Here is a 15,234-nt window from a genome sequence, read left to right as displayed (position 1 = left end):
AGGCCGATTCTGTAGACGTTCGGCGTCACATACGCCGCGCGATGTCTACAGAATCCGACGGAGTTGATCGCCACCCGGCGTCAGCAGCACGGTTGGATCCTCTCCTACGCCGGGCTCGTCGCGTGGTTCGCCCTCGGCACGGTGCGCCTCGTCGTCTGGCTCGGGCGCGGCAGGCCCGTCGGCTATCTCGTTGCGGAACTGATCGCCTTCACCGTTGCCCTCGCCCTGAATTTCACCTTCCGGCGCGACCGCATGACGAAGGTCGGCACCGAGGCGCCGGCACCGCGCGACCTCGGGCTTGCCGTCGGACTCTTCGGCACGGCTGCCCTCTTCGTCGCGGCTCCGGCCTTCGCGGAAACGATCGCCCTCCCGAAACAGGTGTACGGCTCCGTGGCGAGCGACGGCTCCGGCGGCGGCGACTCGGGAGGCTCGGGATCGTCGTGCGGTGGCGGCTGCGGAGGTGGTTGTGGTGGATGATGGCGCCATCACACCTGGGGAGGGACGAGATGACCACACCTGAGCACATCGCGATGCTGAACGGCCGCACCGCCGCAGTTCAGGCTGCCACCGCCGACCTGCTCGAACGCGGCGCCCTGCGCAGCGACGGCCACACCGTCTCCGCGGGGGCCACCGTTCCCGGCATGACGGACCTGCAGCGAGCCATCCACCGCGCCGTCCACAACGGCGCGCCGCGTGTCGAACAGGACCGCGACGTCGTCGCCCAGCTCGACCTCCTCCAGCGTGACTGCGTGCGCCGCGGCCTCCTGCACCCGCCGAAGCGGGCCAAGAACGGCAGTTCGGTGGGCGGCCTCCTCCTCGGCGGAGTCATCCTGCTCGTCGTCCTCGCCGTCCTGAAGGCGCCGATTCCCCTCGTCGTGGTGACCATGGTCGCCATCGTCGTCGCCCTCTTCTTCGCCATCCGCCGCCCGGCAGCCCCACGTGACCGCCGCACGAAGCAGGGCATCGCCGCCCTCCAGCAGGCGCGCGCGGAAACGGGCGAGGCGTCGCCGCTCGGCGTGCGGGTGGCCGCGTTCGGCACCCGCCCGCTCCTGCTCGCCTTTCCCGCGGCAGCCGTCCTCGGCTGGCCGCTCGTCGACTTCGACGACCCCATGGTGCAGGCCCAGCGCTGGGCCGGTGGAAGCGGTGGCGGCTACTCCTGCTCGTCGTCGTCCGGGAGCGACGGCAACCACGACGCGTGGTGCAGCGGCGGCAACACCTGTGGCTCCGGCGGCTCGTGCAACTCCGGGTCGTGCAGTTCGAGCAGCTGTGGCGGCGGTTCCTCCTGCGGCGGCGGGTGCTCGTCATGACGACGACGCCGGCCACCACGCGCCTGCCCATGCCCTCCGGCGTCGGCATCGGCTGGCGTCAGGAGATCGCGCCCCTGCTCGCGGGGATGCCGGACCTGCGCTGGGTCGAGGTCGTCGCCGAGGGCGTCATGCACGGTATGCCACCGGCCCTGCGTCGGCTGCGTGACGACGGTGTCACCGTCATCCCGCACGGCGTGCGCCTCGGCCTCGGCGACGCCGAAGGACTCGACGAGCACCGCATCGCCCACTTCGCCGATGCCGCCCGCATCACAGGGGCGCCGCTCGTCAGCGAGCACATCGCGTTCGTGCGCTCCGGAGGCGTCGAGGCCGGACACCTCCTGCCGCTGCCGCGCACGCGGGAGGCGGCCGACGTCATGGTCGCCAACGTCAAGCGCGTGCAGGCCGAGCTCGACGTCCCGATCGCCCTCGAACCCATCGCGGCCGTCTTCACGTGGCCCGAGGACGAGCTGACCGAGGCGCAGTTCGTCACCGAGATCGTCGAACGCACCGATGCGATGCTGCTGCTCGACATCGCCAACGTCTACGCGAACGCGCGCAACCACGGCTGGGACGCCCTCGAGCAGGCCCGGGCCATGCCGCTGGAGCGCCTCGCGTACATGCACGTCGCCGGAGGCGCGGAGAACGAGGGCATCTACCACGACACCCACGCCCACCGCGTCGAGCCGGAGGTGCTCGCCCTCATCGCAGAGCTGTCGACGCACACGCAGTTGCCCGTCGCGATGCTCGAACGCGACGGCAACTACCCGCCTGCGAGCGAACTGCTCGGCGAGCTCGACGCCATCGCCGACGCCGCCCGCATGCCGCGCGTCAGCACCCAGGTGTCGGTCGGTGTCTGAGCCGGACGTCAACGCCTCGCTCGCCGCCCGTCAGCGGCAGGTGCTCGACGCCGTCACCGGAACGGCCGCCATCCCCGACGGCTTCGCGGCATTCAACGTCGACGTCGCACGCCGCGCACTGCTCGACAAGCGGGCGCGCGAACTGCACTACGCGTGGCCGATCCTCGCCGCGTCACTCGGCGAGCACGTGCGACCGCTCTTCGCCGAGTTCGCCGAGCACCGCCCGACCCGCGGCATGCGCAACGACGGGTACGCGTTCGCCACGTGGCTCGAAGCGCGCGACGACCTCCCCCTGGCCGGCGCTCTCGAACTCGCCGAGGCACGCCTCTGGTGGGTCTGGTCCGATGACGACACCCCACCTCAGCGGCGGACGTCACGGATCGCGAGCGCCCGCTTCCCCGGCGGCCGTCTCGTGCGCACGGGCAACCGCGTTCACACGATCGGCCGACCGCGCACGTCCTAGCCGCGCGTGCTCATGTGCTCCCACGGCTTCGACAGGTCGAAGCGGCGCCCGCTGATTTCCGAGACGGCAATACGCACGATCGTGTGCTTCTGCGTGGGCACCCACGGGCGCAGCGGAAGCTGTTCGGCGCGTGCCTTGTCCTGGCCCTCGAGCACCTCGGCCTTGCCGTGGACGACGACGCTGCACGCCTCGGCGTCGCGCCTGCCGTCCGGCGCAGCCACGAGGTCGTCGACCTCGAACGCGACGGCGTCGTTCATCGTCACGCCGAGCAGCTTGCTGCCCTCTGCGGTGCGGAAGTAGACGGCCTCGTGGTCGGAGACGTAGTTGATCGGCACGATCTGCACGTCGCCCACGAGCGTGTAGGCAAGGCGGCCGAACTCGTGGCGGCCGAGAAACTCCCAGCACTCCTTCTCGTCGAGCGGGTGGACGACGTCACGCGGTTCCGCGAACTCGGGCATGGCTCCTCCTGGTGCTCCGGCGGGGGCTGGTGCGCCCCGCACCTCCAGCCTGCCCTGCCTGCGGGCGCGGTGGGGACCTTCGGCCCCGGGCCCTTCGTCCCTTCCCTGGGCTACTCTCGAAAGGTCAGCCGCGAGGAGGTGCCCACGTGAACGCAGCCATCGGTCTGATGATCGCCTCGGTCGTCGTCATGGCGCTCATCGTCGTCTTCATCGTGCGCGTCAACAATCAGGTGCAGCGCCAGCAGCGCGAGCGCTACTTCGGCGACATCAGCCACGTGCGCATCCCCGACGACACGAGTGAACTCACCGACCGTCGTCAGCGTCCGAAGCCGCCCTACCGCCCGCTCTGACGCGCGCGAACCCGCGTGGCGTAGAGCAGGAGCATCGCGACGACGCAGCCGACGGCGGTCTCGGCGGCACGATCGAACAGCAGCGGTCCGACGGCCACCTCGTGCCCCAACTGCCCCATGAGCAGGGCGAGTGGCGTGACGAAGATCAACGCGATGCCGTAATTACGACCCACGAACAATTCCGCCGCGGCTTGGAGCACGGTGAGTACGAGCACCGCCACGACGCCCCGGGGGTACAGCGGCAGGATGAGCGCGGCGAGGCCCACACCGGCGAGGGTGCCGATGAGGCGGGCGCGACGCGTGGCTCCCGTCAGCCCCGCGACGACGGCGACCATGGCCCAGTACGCGTGCGTGCTGCCGTAGAGCGAACCGACGACTGCGCCGATGAGGCCCGCGACGAGGGCTCCCCCGGCGAACAACATGGCCCGCCGACGGTTCGCCTCAACGCTCAGAACCTGCGCGAGATCGAAGTGCGGGAGGACGACCTTCTTCGCACCGTCAGCGCCGCCGCGCGATGATTCGACACGCACCCGGCCCACCTGACTGACGACGACGGAGAACGCCGCCGCGAGCGCCGCCACGGCGAAGGCGACCGGCACGTTGCGCGGGTCGTGCGGCAACGACGTCACGGCCGTGAAGGCGAAGACCGGGAACAGCGGGCCGGGCGGGTGCCAACGCATCCCGTCGGAGAGCAGGGAGGTCGCGCCGGCCACGAGCGTGCCGCCGAGGATGACGGCGACTTCGCGTTGGGGCATGAGCGAAAGGGCGGTGCCTGCGGTGACGAGCACGGTCAGGACGCTGCCGACGACGATCTGTTCCCCCGCGCGCCGGGCGTGCTGCTGCCCTCGCGCGTACAACGAGGTGAAGGCTCCGAAGGCGGCGAACATCGTCCACTGCGGACGGTCGAGGACGACGAGCACGAGCAGCGGGACGAAGACGGAGACGGCCGCGCGGACCGCGACACGGTGCGCTCCGGCGTGGGGCCCGACGGTGAAGAAATCGGTGAGGTAACCGGAGTTCGAACGCTGGGAGGCCACCGCTCGACGGTACGCCGCACATGAGCCGCACACCTCATCGCGAGCACCCTCGCGGCCCGTGATGTTGCTCATCCTGACAGCGTGGACGCGCGAATGTTCCTCGCGCAGTTGGGCGTTCGACCTGGGCGCCCCGGCGGGGGCTATCCACGCGACAGGCGGTCGGCACCACACCGCGAAGGTGGATTCGGGCAATCGGGCGGGCTAATCTCGTGAGCAAGTAGTGGTGGCCGCATCCGAGAAACCTCCCTGACCGCAACACGCCACCCGAGGAGTTTGAACATGTTCGCACTCGCCATCGTGCTGCTCATCGCAGCCGCTGCCCTCGTCCTGTGGGTCATCTTCGGACTCAACGACGCAGGCAACAACAAGATCCACTTCGACGGCTTCGGCATCACCGCCGACCTCAGCCCCCTCACCCTGTTCCTGCTCGGCGCCCTCGCGCTGCTGCTCGTGTGGGCCGCCACGCGCCTCATCGCCGCCGGCACGAAGCGCGGCATGCGCAAGCGTCGCGAGCGCAAGACGCTGGAGAAGGAGCACAAGCTTCACGAGAAGGACCGTCTCGCCGCCGAGCGCGACCGCGACGCCCTGCGTGACGAGCGTGACGCCGAAGCCCACCAGCGTGAGACCGCCGAGGCCCGCCAGCGCGTCGCCGAGCGTGACGTCGCCCGCTCCGAGGACGACCACCGCACGGACGCCAACTACGTGCGCGGCACCGAGCCGCAGCGCGGCGCGCACAGTGACGTGCGAGACGCTGACGTGCGTGACGCCGGCACGGACGGTCGCCACTACCGCGACTGATCCACAGCGTCACTCATGACGAAGGGGTGCCCCACCGATTCGGTGGGGCACCCCTTCGTCATGGGCGAGGGTCAGCTCTTCGCGGGCTCTCCCTTCGGCTCCTTCTTCGGCGCCGGCTTCGAGTTGGCGGCGTCGACGAACGCGTGACGCGGCGACTCAAGATCCATGAGCGCGCTGGCGTCGCGGCCGAACATGAGACCGACGGCCCAGTTACCGAGGATGCGCGCCTTGCGCTCGAACGTCGGCATCGCGTACGCGTGGTAACCGCGGTGCATCATCCACGCCGGCAGGCCGCGCAGACCGAACTTGCCGACCTGGGCCACACCCTTACCGACACCGAGACCGGCGACCGAGCCGATCGTCTTGTGCTTGTACTGCTTGAGCTCGCCGCCCCCGCGGATGACGGTGAGGATGTTGCTTGCGAGCACCGGCGCGTGACGCAGCGCGTGCTGAGCGTTCGGCACACAGAAGCCGCCGGGGCCCATGCCGGTGACGTCGGGAACGGCCGCGTTGTCGCCGGCACCCCAGGCGCCCTCGACGACGTTGCCGTCGTCGTCACGCACGCGCAGGTCGGTGCCGACCATGAGGCGGCCACGGTCGTCGATCGGCAGGTCGGAGTCGACGAGCACCGGGTTGGCCTTGACGCCCGCGTTCCACACGATGGTGTCGGCGTCGAACTCCTCGCCGGTCGACAGCACGATGTGCTTGTTCTCGCAGCTCTTGAGCTGCGTGTCGAGGTAGACGTCGACGCCGCGCTCGCGCAGGGAGGCGACGACCCACTTCGCCTGCTCCTCGCTGACCTCGGGCATGACGCGGCTCATGGCCTCGACGAGCACGAAGCGCGGGTCTTCGGGCGACAGACGCGTGTAGTGCTTGATGGCGTCCTTCACCATGTCCTGGATCTCGGCGATCGCCTCGATGCCGGCGAACCCGCCGCCGACGAAGACGAACGTCAGCGCACGCTTGCGCTCCTCGGGGTCGGTGAGGACGGCGGCCTCGTCGAGGCGCGCGAGGACGTGGTCACGCAGCGTGACTGCTTCCTCGATCGTCTTGAAACCGATGCCCTCCTCGGCGAGGCCGGGGATTGGCAGCGCGCGCGGCACGGAGCCGGCGGCCATGACGATGTGGTCGTACTCGAGCGTGAAGTCGTCACCGAGCTCGGGGTCGACGTTGACCGTGCGGTTCGCGTGGTCGATCGACGTCACCTTGCCGGTGATGATGTCGGCACCCTTGAGGTGACGGCGCAGCGGCACGAGCGCGTGGCGCGCCTCGATTGAACCGGCCGCGACCTCGGGGAGGAAGGGCTGGTAGGTCATGTAGGGGTTCGGGTCGACGACCGTCACCGAACCTTCACCCTGGTCCAGCCCCGCGAGGAGCTTCTTCGCCGTGATGAAGCCGAGGTATCCGCCGCCGACGATGAGGATGCGGGGGCGCACGTTCGTGTTCTGCGAGAAAGGCATGTCTTCACTCTAGAACCGTTCGAGGCACCGGTCGAAATGCAGAGGGCAAACGACCAACTGTAGGTGATGACGCTCGCCCGCGTGTGGTTCCGGCCTCGTCAGTTCAGCCGTCCGAACGGGTCTCAGAGCTCGAGCACGAGCTCCTTGCCCTTGCAGCGGCTGACGCAGATCATCATGACGTCGCCCTCCTCGCGCTCGTCGTCCTCGAGGACGGAGTCGCGGTGGTCGATCTCGCCGGAGACGACGCCCGTCTCGCAGGTGCCGCAGATGCCCTCGAGGCACGAGCCGAGCACCGAGATGCCGTTCTCACGCACGACCTCGAAGATCGACTTGTCGGCCGGCACCGTGAGGCGCATGTCGGACTCCTCGAGGACGATCTCGAACTCGGAGTTGTCCGAGTCGTCGATCTCCTTGGGCGTGAAGCGCTCGACGTGGGCGACGAGCGTCGCGCGCGTGCGGCACTGGTTTTCGACCGCTTCGAGCAGACGCTCGGGGCCACACGAGTAGACGAGTGCAGCACCCTCGGCCTCGATCTGGTCGAACATGCCCTGCAGGTCGAAGGCACCCTTCGGGTCCTTGGCCCAGAGCGACACCTTGTCGCCGTACTGGGCGAGCTCGTCACGGAAGGCCATCGTCGCCTCGCTGCGGCCGAGGTAGTACAGGTGCCAGTTCTTCCCGGCGGCCTCGACCTCGCGGATCATCGGCATGATCGGCGTGATGCCGATGCCCCCGGCGACGAAGACGTACTTGGGTGCCTTGCGCAGTTCGAAGTGGTTGCGCGGGCCGTAGCTGACGAGTTCGTCGCCGGCCTTGAGCGTGTCGTGGACGTAGGAGGAGCCGCCGCGCGACTCCACCTCGCGCAGCACCGCGACGCGGTAGCAGGAGCGGTCGGCCACGTCACCGCAGAGGGAGTACTGGCGGATCGTCTCGGCGAACGGGTCATGCTCGGGCATCGCGCCGGCTTCGGCGGCCTGCATCTGGGCCGCGTCGACGCCGCCCAGGACGAGGTCGAGGTGCGAGCCGGGCGTCCACGGCGGCAGGTCGCTGCCGTCCTTGGACCGCAGGGTGAGGAGACGGACACCGTCGGCAGCTTCGTCGATGGTGTCGACGACGAGCAGGGTCGACGATTCCGGCTGGGTCGATTCCGAGATCATGCGCTTCTCCTTCGGCGGTGCTGACACTCCGCGGCCCTTTCGTTCGGGTGCGAACGAGTCACCAGTGTACGCACCACATCATGCATCTGTGACCTGCGTCTCAATCGTTGCCCCGAAGTCTTTCGGGGCCGAACGAAACGTCCTAGCGTAGGGACATGACTCAGCGCGTCCTCATCGTCCAACACGACCACTGCTCCCCTCCCGGCGCCGTCGCGGAGCGTTTCCGCGAGCGCGGCTACGAGGAGACGCTCTTCCAGATCGTGCCGGAAGCCGATTTCGAGAACCCGGGCGTCGAGGTGGAGTTCCCCGACGTTCGCGGGTTCGACGCGATCGTCGTCATGGGCTCGTACTGGTCGGCGTGGGACGACGACCTCATCGGCTCGTGGCTGCGCCCCGAGATGGAGATGCTGCGCGAGGCTGACGAAGCCGGCGTGCCGGTGCTCGGCATCTGCTTCGGCGGGCAGCTGCTGGCGCGCACGCACGGCGGCTCGGTGGCGCGTGCCCCGGAGCCGGAGATCGGCTTCGTCGAGGTGACGAGCGAACGTGAGGAGCTGGCTCCGGGCGGACGCTGGTTCGCGTGGCACTACGACCGCTGGCAGCTGCCGCCGCAGGGCGTCGAGTTCGCGCGCAACGCGATGGCGTCACAGGGATTCATCCTCCGCAAGAACCTCGCCGTCCAGTTCCACCCGGAGCTGTCGTCGGACATGCTGACCGGCTGGTGCGACAACGGTGGCCGCGAGATGCTCGCCGGCATGGGCCGCAGCGCCGACGACCTCATCGCGCAGGCGCGCGACTGGGACGAGCGCGGTCGCGAGCGCGCCCACGCCGTCGTCGACGGATTTCTCGACAACGTGGCGTCACAGGAGGCCCGTGCCTCGTGAATGCCGTAATGGGATTGATGGGATGAACCGATGAGCGTTTGCCGTGAGCCTGCCCAGCACTGCGGTTGCCTTCCTCGACCACAGCGTGGCTGCAGGGGAAGCGCCGAGTCGAGCCGCGCTCATCACGATCGCGCTCGAGCGAGAGTTGCGCCATCGTCTGGCCATGCGCGACACGGAAATCCTGAGCCAGGTCGGGCCCGCGGACGAACTGGACGACCTCGTGCTCTGGAGCGGTCGCTCCTTCGACGATCTCGACTGAGCCGCGGCCGCCCACTCACGGGGTCAGGGCTGGCCGGGCTTGAGGGCCACCCACAGCCCCTCGGCTTCGGCACACAGGCGTTCGCCCGCCCACAGCGAGCCGCGGATGAATTGCTTGCGCCCCTCGATGCGATCGACGGTGGCCGTCACCGTCAGCGTCTCGTCGACCGGCGCGACGGAGCGGAAGTTCACGGTGAGGTACGCCGTGCGACTGGGGTCGAGCTCGGCTTCCAGAGCGAGTGCTCCGAGGACGTCGTCGAAGAGCAGGCAGATCGCGCCGCCGTGGACGACGGAGTTCTCCCCGACGTGGAACGTGCCGAAGCGGACGCTGCCGGAGAACGAGTCGCCGACGTAGGTGCCGTCGACGACGGACGGCACGAGGGTCTGCGCGCGGCCGACGGTGTCGACTCGACCCCAGACTCGCTCGGGTTCGGGGGCTCCGGCGCCGCGCAGAATGGTGTTCACCTCGCGCAGGTGTTCCGTGATTTCGGCGGCCTGAGCGGCGTCGAGGCGAGAGGCGGCCACGAGGTCGAGCAGCTCGCGTATTTGCGTCGCCACCGAATCGTGGGCATCGATCGTCTCGGGCGGCACCGTGTTCTCACGCAGGGCGTGCAGGGCGGCGATGGCGTCGCGCTCGGTCATGGGTTCTCCTTTGAGTTCGGCATCGCCGGGGCGGGCGCCGGCCTGTGCGCATGATGCCCCGAGCAGGGCGAGTACGTCGAGGGTGCCTGGTGACGAGGGAAAGGTTCAGGCGAGGTCGTCGGCGTACTGACGCGCGCAGAAGTCACGCAGATCCTCCGCGAGCGCGGCCAGCTCGCCCGCTGCGTGATGATCGGGCGACCATGCGGCCCGCAGCGACTGTGTGAGCACCTGGCCGTCGACGTCGAGCACCCGCCGCGGTACGAGGCCGAAGCGCGGGTCGTTCGTCAGCACCGCGATGCCGCGGCCGGACGCGGCGATGGCCTGGGCCGCCTCCGGGGAGTCGACCTCCTGCAGGTGTGCCGGCGCGAGCCCCGCGTCCTCGAAGGCGCGCGAAAGAACCTTCCGCACCGGGTAGCGACCGGGCAGGACGACGAGGGGGTCGGCGGTCGCGAGGGTCGCGAGGGAGAGGGCGCGCGGCACCTCGTGGCTGTGCGCCTCGCCGTCCGCCGAGGGTCGTGAACCGACGTAGGCGCGCACCGGTAGCTCGGCGATGATCATCGACGCGAGGCCGCTCGGGGCGGGCGCCGGGGCGACGACGAAGTCCGCGCCCTCGTCGAGCGCGGCGAAGACGTCGTCGCTCGGGCGCGCGACGACATTCGGCGTCGGCGAGGCGCCGTCGTCAGCGGGTCGCGAGGCGAGGAACGGTGCGATCACGTCGCTCAGGGTTGTCGGCGGAGCGGCGAACGTCAGCGAGACGAGACGTCCGGCCGCGAGCGAGGTCGCGGTGCGTTTGATGAAGGCCTCGCGCTCGAGGAGATCCCGGGCGAGGGCGAGCAGTTCCGCACCCGCGGCGGTGAGGCGGACGCCACCCTCGGAGCGGGCGAAGAGCGTCACGCCGAGTTCGTGTTCGAGACCGCGGATCTGCCTCGACACCGCCGGCTGGCTGACGTGGACGGCGGCCGAACCGCCCGTCACGGTGCCGGCGTCGGCCACGGCAACGAAATAGCGCAGTGCCCGTAGCTCCACTGGCCGTCCTCCTCACGTCATGGGTCAGTCCACCGCCACGTCATAACCAGAAGGCATGGCAGACAGCCGAAACAAGTATTGGACAGCCTAGCCACCATGCTTCAGCCTGAGTGACGCACACCACTCCCCACCTTCGGAGGTATCGATGTCGTCCGACGAGATCGTCACGAACCCGGCCCCGCTGCCGGGCATGTCCGCGGCGGCCATGGGCCCGCTGCGCGGATACCTCGACGAGGCGATGGGCTTCATCACCGAGTGGATGAACGAGTACGGCCCCTCCACGCCACACCCGACGCAGGAGGTGGACGCCGACGCGTTCCACGGCGCCTTCGAGGAACTGACGACGCGCCTGCGCGCGAACTACCCGTTCTTCCACCCGCGCTACGTCGGACAGATGCTCAAGCCACCGCACCCGGCGGCCGTCGTCGGCTACCTCACGACGATGCTCATCAACCCGAACAACCACGACCTCGACGCGGGCGCCGCGACGACGCGTATGGAGCAGGAGTGCGTCGACGCCATCGCGCACATGTTCGGCTGCCGCGCGCATCGTCAGTCGATGGAGGGCAAGAACGGTTCGTCAGCGAGCTTCGGTGTGCCGCATGACGACTCGGAGCACGAGAGCGGCATGTGCCACCTCGGGCACCTCACGACGTCGGGCACCGTGGCCAACCTCGAGGCGCTGTTCGTCGCACGCGAGACGCATCCGCGCAACGCCATCGCGCACAGCGCCGACGCGCACTACACGCACGGGCGCATGAGTCACCTGCTCAACGTGCCGTCGGTCGCCGTACCCACCGACTCGCGTGGACGCATGGATCTCGTGGCGCTGGAACGCCTCATCTCGGCGGGCGGCATCGGCACCGTCGTCCTGACGGCCGGAACGACGGGCTTGGGGGCCGTCGATCCGATCGACAAGGCGATTCCGCTGTGCCGCAAGTACGGCGTGCGCGTGCACGTCGACGCGGCGTACGGCGGTTTCTTCCGCCTGCTCGCCGAGGAGGGCGACGACCTTCTCGCGCCGGACGTGGCCGCCGCCTTCCGGGCGATCGACGAGGCCGACTCCGTCGTCATCGACCCGCACAAGCACGGGCTGCAGCCGTACGGCTGCGGCGCGGTGCTGTTCCGCGACCCGAACGTGGCCAACTTCTACGACCACACCTCGCCGTACACGTACTTCACGAGCGGTGACGACCTGCACATGGGCGAGATCTCCCTCGAGTGCTCGCGTTCGGGCGCGTCCGCGGCGGCGCTGTGGATGACGCTCCAGCTACTGCCGCTCACGCGGGAGGGCATGGGCGAGATCGTCGCGCCGGGACGTCGCGCCGCGCTGGCGTGGGCCGAGAAGCTGCGCGGCTCGGAGGTGTTCGACCTCTACCAGGAGCCCGACCTCGACATCGTCAGCTACTTCCCGAAGGGCGACTCTCTCGCTGATGTCGACCGCCGTTCGGGCGCGATCCTCACGAACGGCATGAACGCGCCGCGTGACGAGTCGCTCTTCGTCGCGACGTACCAGGTGAAGCCCGACGACATGACGAACCGTGGCCACGACGTGCCCGGCGAGGCTCCCGAGGCGGGCGCGCGCATCCTGCGCAGCGTGACGATGAAGCCGGAGACCGAGCCCCTCATCGAGGACATCCACGCCGCCGTCGAGAAGCTCGCCCGCGCCGTCGACGCCTGACCCGATGTTGAGCGGCGTGCGCGGCACCGGTGCCGCGTTTCCCAGGCAACATCGCGCCACGCCGTAGGGTGGAGGCATGGCACTCAACACGGCCTTTGCGGTCCTGCCCGGTCTGACGATCGACACGCTGCCCAGCGGCATTCTCGACCCGACGACGGACTACGTCACGGGCGAGGAGGCCATCTCCAACGCGCTGCCGGCGGGGTACGTCGGCGCGTTCACGGCGCGTACGGATGACGACGAGGACGCGGTCGTCCTCGTCGGCTACGAGCTCATGCTGCAGCCCGACCTCATCCCCGACATCGCGGACGAGGCCGTCACCGCGGTTTTCGCGGGCAACTCGAAGACGTGGCTGCTCATCGTCGACGGTGACGAGCAGAGCCGCATGCTGACGCTCGACGCGTCGGGCGTCACGGCGGAGGACGGCGAGCCCGTCGAGGGCGAACCGACCGCCATCATCGACGGCGACCCCGAGAAGACCCTCAAGCAGGCCGTCGTCGACCTTACCGGCATCGACCTCGACGCCGTCGTCGCCGCCAAGGGCGTCCTCGTCATCGTCGAGGACTGAGGATTCACCGATAGGTCTTGCTATCGGCTGTAGTCTGTAGCCATGGCGACGGGCTTGGAGGAGATCGCAGCCGCGAGCGACCGCATGACGCGTGACGCTCGCGCCATGTTGACCGCTGCCGTCCGCGACGCACACCGCGAGGGACTGTCCCAGCGCGAGATCGCCCGGCGTATCGGACGCAGCCAGCCTGAGGTGTCGCGCCTCATCCGCTTTCACGGGTCCGGACCTCTTGCCCGCAGGTTGCGCGCCCACCGCCAAGCGGTGATCCACCTCATCGAGGATGCCGGGGGACGCAATGTGCGTGTCTTCGGCTCCGTCGCCACGGGCCGCGAGCACCCCGGCTCGGACATCGATCTCTTGGCGGACCTCAGCCTCGCTGACCTCAGCCTGCTCGACCTCGAGCGCCTCCAGTCACGACTCACCGAAGAAGTGGGCGCGACAGTGGAACTCACGCCCGACTCGGGGCTGAGGCCCTACCTACGCGAACGCGTCCTGAAGGAAGCCGTTCCGCTGTGAGCCCCCACCGGACGCACACCCGCCGAGAACGTTGAAGAAGCCCGCTACCACTTGCAGTTCGTCGTGACCTACCTCGACGAACCCGCTACGCAAGTTGCGACGGACGCCATCGCCATGCGCCTGTCGGCTGCCCTGGAGGCGATCTCCGCACTGCCCGTCGAGATGCGTGATCGCGTCTGCATGGGCGAGTGGAAGGAAATGTGGGGCATGCGCAATCGAATCGCGCACGGCTACGCACTGACGGACGCCTCCTGCGAACCACCGCAGAACGGGATGTCCCAACCCTTCTGACTCGCCTCGCAGCCGAGCTCACCTGACGATCGGACCGCGCGTCAGCGTGCGTCGGGCATCCCTCGCCCCCCACTCGCGCGAGATGTCGCAATTGGGGACAGACCAGGCACAAAGATCCCCACTCGCGCGATTCGTCGCGCAAGTGGGGATCTTTGGCGGTCGGATCACTCCGCCCAGGTCACCTTCACCGGGAACTTCTTCACACCATTGACGAAGTTGGAGCGCACGCGCTTCACGTCGCCGACGAGCTCGATCTTCTCGATGCGCGGCAGCAGCTCCTCGAGCAGCAGGCGGATCTCGAGGCGGGCGAGGTTGTTGCCGAGGCACAGGTGCGGCGAACCCTTGCCGAACGTCATGTGGTCGACGTTCTTGCGCGTCACGTCGATCTTGTTCGGGTTCTCGAAGACGTCCTCGTCACGGTTGCCCGAGCCGAACCACATGACGACCTTGTCGCCTTCCTTGATCTGCTTGCCACCGAGCTCGACGTCCTTTGTCGCCGTGCGGCGGAAGTGGTAAACCGGCGTCGCCCAGCGCAGCAGCTCCTCGAGGCCGGACTCGATGAGCGACGGGTCCTCCTTGAGCAGCTTGAACTGGTCGGGCTGCGCGATGAGGCCCAGCATGATCTGGCTGATCGCGTGGCGCGTCGTCTCGTTGCCGGCGATGACGAGCAGCGAGAAGTAGTTGTTGAAGTCCTGGTCCGAGAGCGGCACGCCGTCCTCGGGCATCTTGTTGGCGAGGATCGAGACGAGGTCCTTGCCCTCGCCGCCGACACGCTTGTCACGCAGGTCGCGCCCGTAGTCCCAGACGTCCTGCACGGTGGGCGAACGGAACGGCAGGTGGCGGTACTTCTCCGACTCGGGCGAGTCGAGCAGGTGCTGCGTGTAGTCCGGGTCGGTGTTGGCCACCATCTCGTTGCCCCACGCGATGAGCTGCGGCGTGTGGTCGCGCGGCACGTCGAGCAGGCGCGCGAGCACCTGGATCGGGAAGTCGGCCGAGATCTTCTCGACGAAGTCGAACTCGCCGTCGGGCGACGTCTTCTTCGCCTCGTCGATCGTGTTCTTCATCAGCTCGCGCAGGAACGCCTCGTAGTTCTTGAGGAGGTTGCGCGGCGAGAACTCACGCTGGATGAGCTTGCGCAGCGCCGTGTGACGCGCGCCGTCCGTCTCCAGCATGGAACGGCGGAAGTCCATGAGGTCGTCGTCGACGTCCTCGAGGTTGACGAACTTCTCCGACGTGAACGTCTCGGAGTCCTTGTCGACGGCCCAGATGTCGTCGTACTTCGTGACGGCCCAGAAGCCCTTGCCGTCGGACTCCTCGTTCCAGTGCACCGGGTCACCGGCGCGCAGGGCGGCGAACTGGGCCCAACCCTCGTTGTCGCGGAACCTGTCGAGGTTCGCGAGGTCGACGTCTTCGAGCGTGTACTGGCTGCTGGGTGCGGCACCCACGTCAGTGGTCATGTCGGTCTCCTTCGATCGCTGAAGTCTGGA

At 68.8% G+C, this 15,234-nt stretch carries 19 protein-coding genes; 12 read left to right on the top strand and 7 right to left on the bottom strand.

Annotation, left to right across the window (positions count from 1 at the left end):
• Window positions 1-63: 63 nt before the first annotated feature.
• From EVU97_RS12025 to EVU97_RS12010, 4 genes are read left to right on the top strand one after another with little or no spacing between them, the layout of a single operon-like run.
• The gene (locus EVU97_RS12025) at window positions 64-477 is read left to right on the top strand and encodes a hypothetical protein (protein WP_129666116.1); all 414 of its coding nucleotides are present in this window, start codon (window positions 64-66) and stop codon (window positions 475-477) included.
• Window positions 478-506: 29 nt separating this feature from the next.
• The gene (locus EVU97_RS12020) at window positions 507-1,307 is read left to right on the top strand and encodes a TIGR04222 domain-containing membrane protein (RefSeq protein ID WP_047310727.1); all 801 of its coding nucleotides are present in this window, start codon (window positions 507-509) and stop codon (window positions 1,305-1,307) included.
• On the top strand, window positions 1,250-2,164 hold the full coding sequence (locus EVU97_RS12015) for a DUF692 domain-containing protein (protein WP_240730222.1): 915 nt from the start codon (window positions 1,250-1,252) through the stop codon (window positions 2,162-2,164). The genes EVU97_RS12020 and EVU97_RS12015 overlap by 58 nt, the downstream gene beginning before the upstream one ends.
• Complete coding sequence (locus EVU97_RS12010) at window positions 2,157-2,627, top strand: hypothetical protein (RefSeq protein WP_129666114.1); 471 nt, start codon at window positions 2,157-2,159, stop codon at window positions 2,625-2,627. Before EVU97_RS12015 ends, EVU97_RS12010 begins: the two co-directional genes overlap by 8 nt.
• Here the strand turns inward: EVU97_RS12010 and EVU97_RS12005 are convergent.
• Window positions 2,624-3,085, bottom strand: coding sequence for a pyridoxamine 5'-phosphate oxidase family protein (locus EVU97_RS12005; protein WP_118913767.1), 462 nt, complete (start codon window positions 3,083-3,085; stop codon window positions 2,624-2,626). The genes EVU97_RS12010 and EVU97_RS12005 overlap by 4 nt on opposite strands.
• Window positions 3,086-3,231: 146 nt before the next feature.
• Between EVU97_RS12005 and EVU97_RS12000 the strand changes: the two genes are divergently transcribed.
• Entirely contained in the window at window positions 3,232-3,435 is a 204-nt protein-coding gene (locus EVU97_RS12000) for a hypothetical protein (RefSeq protein WP_047310729.1), read from the top strand.
• On the opposite strand, the gene EVU97_RS11995 is transcribed toward EVU97_RS12000, so the two are convergent.
• A complete protein-coding gene (locus EVU97_RS11995; protein ID WP_129666112.1) occupies window positions 3,420-4,544 on the bottom strand; it encodes an FUSC family protein in 1,125 nt (374 codons plus the stop codon). The genes EVU97_RS12000 and EVU97_RS11995 overlap by 16 nt on opposite strands.
• Before the next feature lie 207 nt (window positions 4,545-4,751).
• On the opposite strand from EVU97_RS11995, the gene EVU97_RS11990 reads away from it, so the two are divergent.
• Window positions 4,752-5,270, top strand: a complete 519-nt coding sequence (locus tag EVU97_RS11990) for a hypothetical protein (RefSeq protein ID WP_047310731.1) — start codon at window positions 4,752-4,754, stop codon at window positions 5,268-5,270.
• Window positions 5,271-5,341: 71 nt separating this feature from the next.
• Here the strand turns inward: EVU97_RS11990 and EVU97_RS11985 are convergent, their stop codons facing one another.
• Complete coding sequence (locus EVU97_RS11985) at window positions 5,342-6,730, bottom strand: NAD(P)/FAD-dependent oxidoreductase (RefSeq protein ID WP_129666110.1); 1,389 nt, start codon at window positions 6,728-6,730, stop codon at window positions 5,342-5,344.
• Between the two features lie 122 nt (window positions 6,731-6,852).
• The gene (locus EVU97_RS11980) at window positions 6,853-7,884 is read right to left on the bottom strand and encodes a PDR/VanB family oxidoreductase (protein ID WP_129666108.1); all 1,032 of its coding nucleotides are present in this window, start codon (window positions 7,882-7,884) and stop codon (window positions 6,853-6,855) included.
• A 155-nt stretch (window positions 7,885-8,039) separates the two neighbouring features.
• Between EVU97_RS11980 and EVU97_RS11975 the strand changes: the two genes are divergently transcribed.
• Together EVU97_RS11975 and EVU97_RS11970 are read left to right on the top strand one after the other, a co-directional pair.
• Window positions 8,040-8,765, top strand: a complete 726-nt coding sequence (locus tag EVU97_RS11975; RefSeq protein ID WP_129666106.1) for a type 1 glutamine amidotransferase — start codon at window positions 8,040-8,042, stop codon at window positions 8,763-8,765.
• 43 nt (window positions 8,766-8,808) lie between these two features.
• A complete protein-coding gene (locus EVU97_RS11970; protein ID WP_129666104.1) occupies window positions 8,809-9,024 on the top strand; it encodes a hypothetical protein in 216 nt (71 codons plus the stop codon).
• Between the two features lie 23 nt (window positions 9,025-9,047).
• Here the strand turns inward: EVU97_RS11970 and EVU97_RS11965 are convergent, their stop codons facing one another.
• The gene (locus tag EVU97_RS11965; RefSeq protein WP_129666102.1) at window positions 9,048-9,665 is read right to left on the bottom strand and encodes a PaaI family thioesterase; all 618 of its coding nucleotides are present in this window, start codon (window positions 9,663-9,665) and stop codon (window positions 9,048-9,050) included.
• A 105-nt stretch (window positions 9,666-9,770) separates the two neighbouring features.
• On the bottom strand, window positions 9,771-10,691 hold the full coding sequence (locus EVU97_RS11960; protein WP_129666100.1) for a LysR family transcriptional regulator: 921 nt from the start codon (window positions 10,689-10,691) through the stop codon (window positions 9,771-9,773).
• A gap of 145 nt (window positions 10,692-10,836) precedes the next feature.
• Between EVU97_RS11960 and EVU97_RS11955 the strand changes: the two genes are divergently transcribed.
• The 4 genes from EVU97_RS11955 to EVU97_RS11940 all read left to right on the top strand — a co-directional run bounded on the left by EVU97_RS11955 (window position 10,837) and on the right by EVU97_RS11940 (window position 13,747).
• Window positions 10,837-12,372 (top strand): pyridoxal-dependent decarboxylase, encoded by a 1,536-nt coding sequence (locus EVU97_RS11955; protein WP_205744904.1) that lies wholly within the window; start codon window positions 10,837-10,839, stop codon window positions 12,370-12,372.
• Window positions 12,373-12,448: 76 nt separating this feature from the next.
• Window positions 12,449-12,940: a hypothetical protein gene (locus EVU97_RS11950; protein ID WP_129666098.1), complete on the top strand. Its 492-nt coding sequence runs from the start codon at window positions 12,449-12,451 to the stop codon at window positions 12,938-12,940.
• Window positions 12,941-12,982: 42 nt separating this feature from the next.
• Window positions 12,983-13,456: a nucleotidyltransferase domain-containing protein gene (locus EVU97_RS11945; protein ID WP_129666095.1), complete on the top strand. Its 474-nt coding sequence runs from the start codon at window positions 12,983-12,985 to the stop codon at window positions 13,454-13,456.
• Window positions 13,457-13,519: 63 nt separating this feature from the next.
• Window positions 13,520-13,747, top strand: a complete 228-nt coding sequence (locus EVU97_RS11940) for a HepT-like ribonuclease domain-containing protein (RefSeq protein WP_129666093.1) — start codon at window positions 13,520-13,522, stop codon at window positions 13,745-13,747.
• A 164-nt stretch (window positions 13,748-13,911) separates the two neighbouring features.
• On the opposite strand, the gene EVU97_RS11935 is transcribed toward EVU97_RS11940, so the two are convergent.
• The gene (locus tag EVU97_RS11935; protein ID WP_129666092.1) at window positions 13,912-15,204 is read right to left on the bottom strand and encodes a cytochrome P450; all 1,293 of its coding nucleotides are present in this window, start codon (window positions 15,202-15,204) and stop codon (window positions 13,912-13,914) included.
• Window positions 15,205-15,234: the final 30 nt, after the last annotated feature.

It is taken from the genome of Dermacoccus sp. 147Ba (assembly GCF_004151355.1).
Taxonomy (GTDB): Bacteria; Actinomycetota; Actinomycetes; order Actinomycetales; family Dermatophilaceae; genus Dermacoccus; species Dermacoccus abyssi.
The sequence above is the reverse complement of the archived record's forward strand: the minus strand, read 5'-3'. Positions and strand labels throughout refer to the sequence as shown.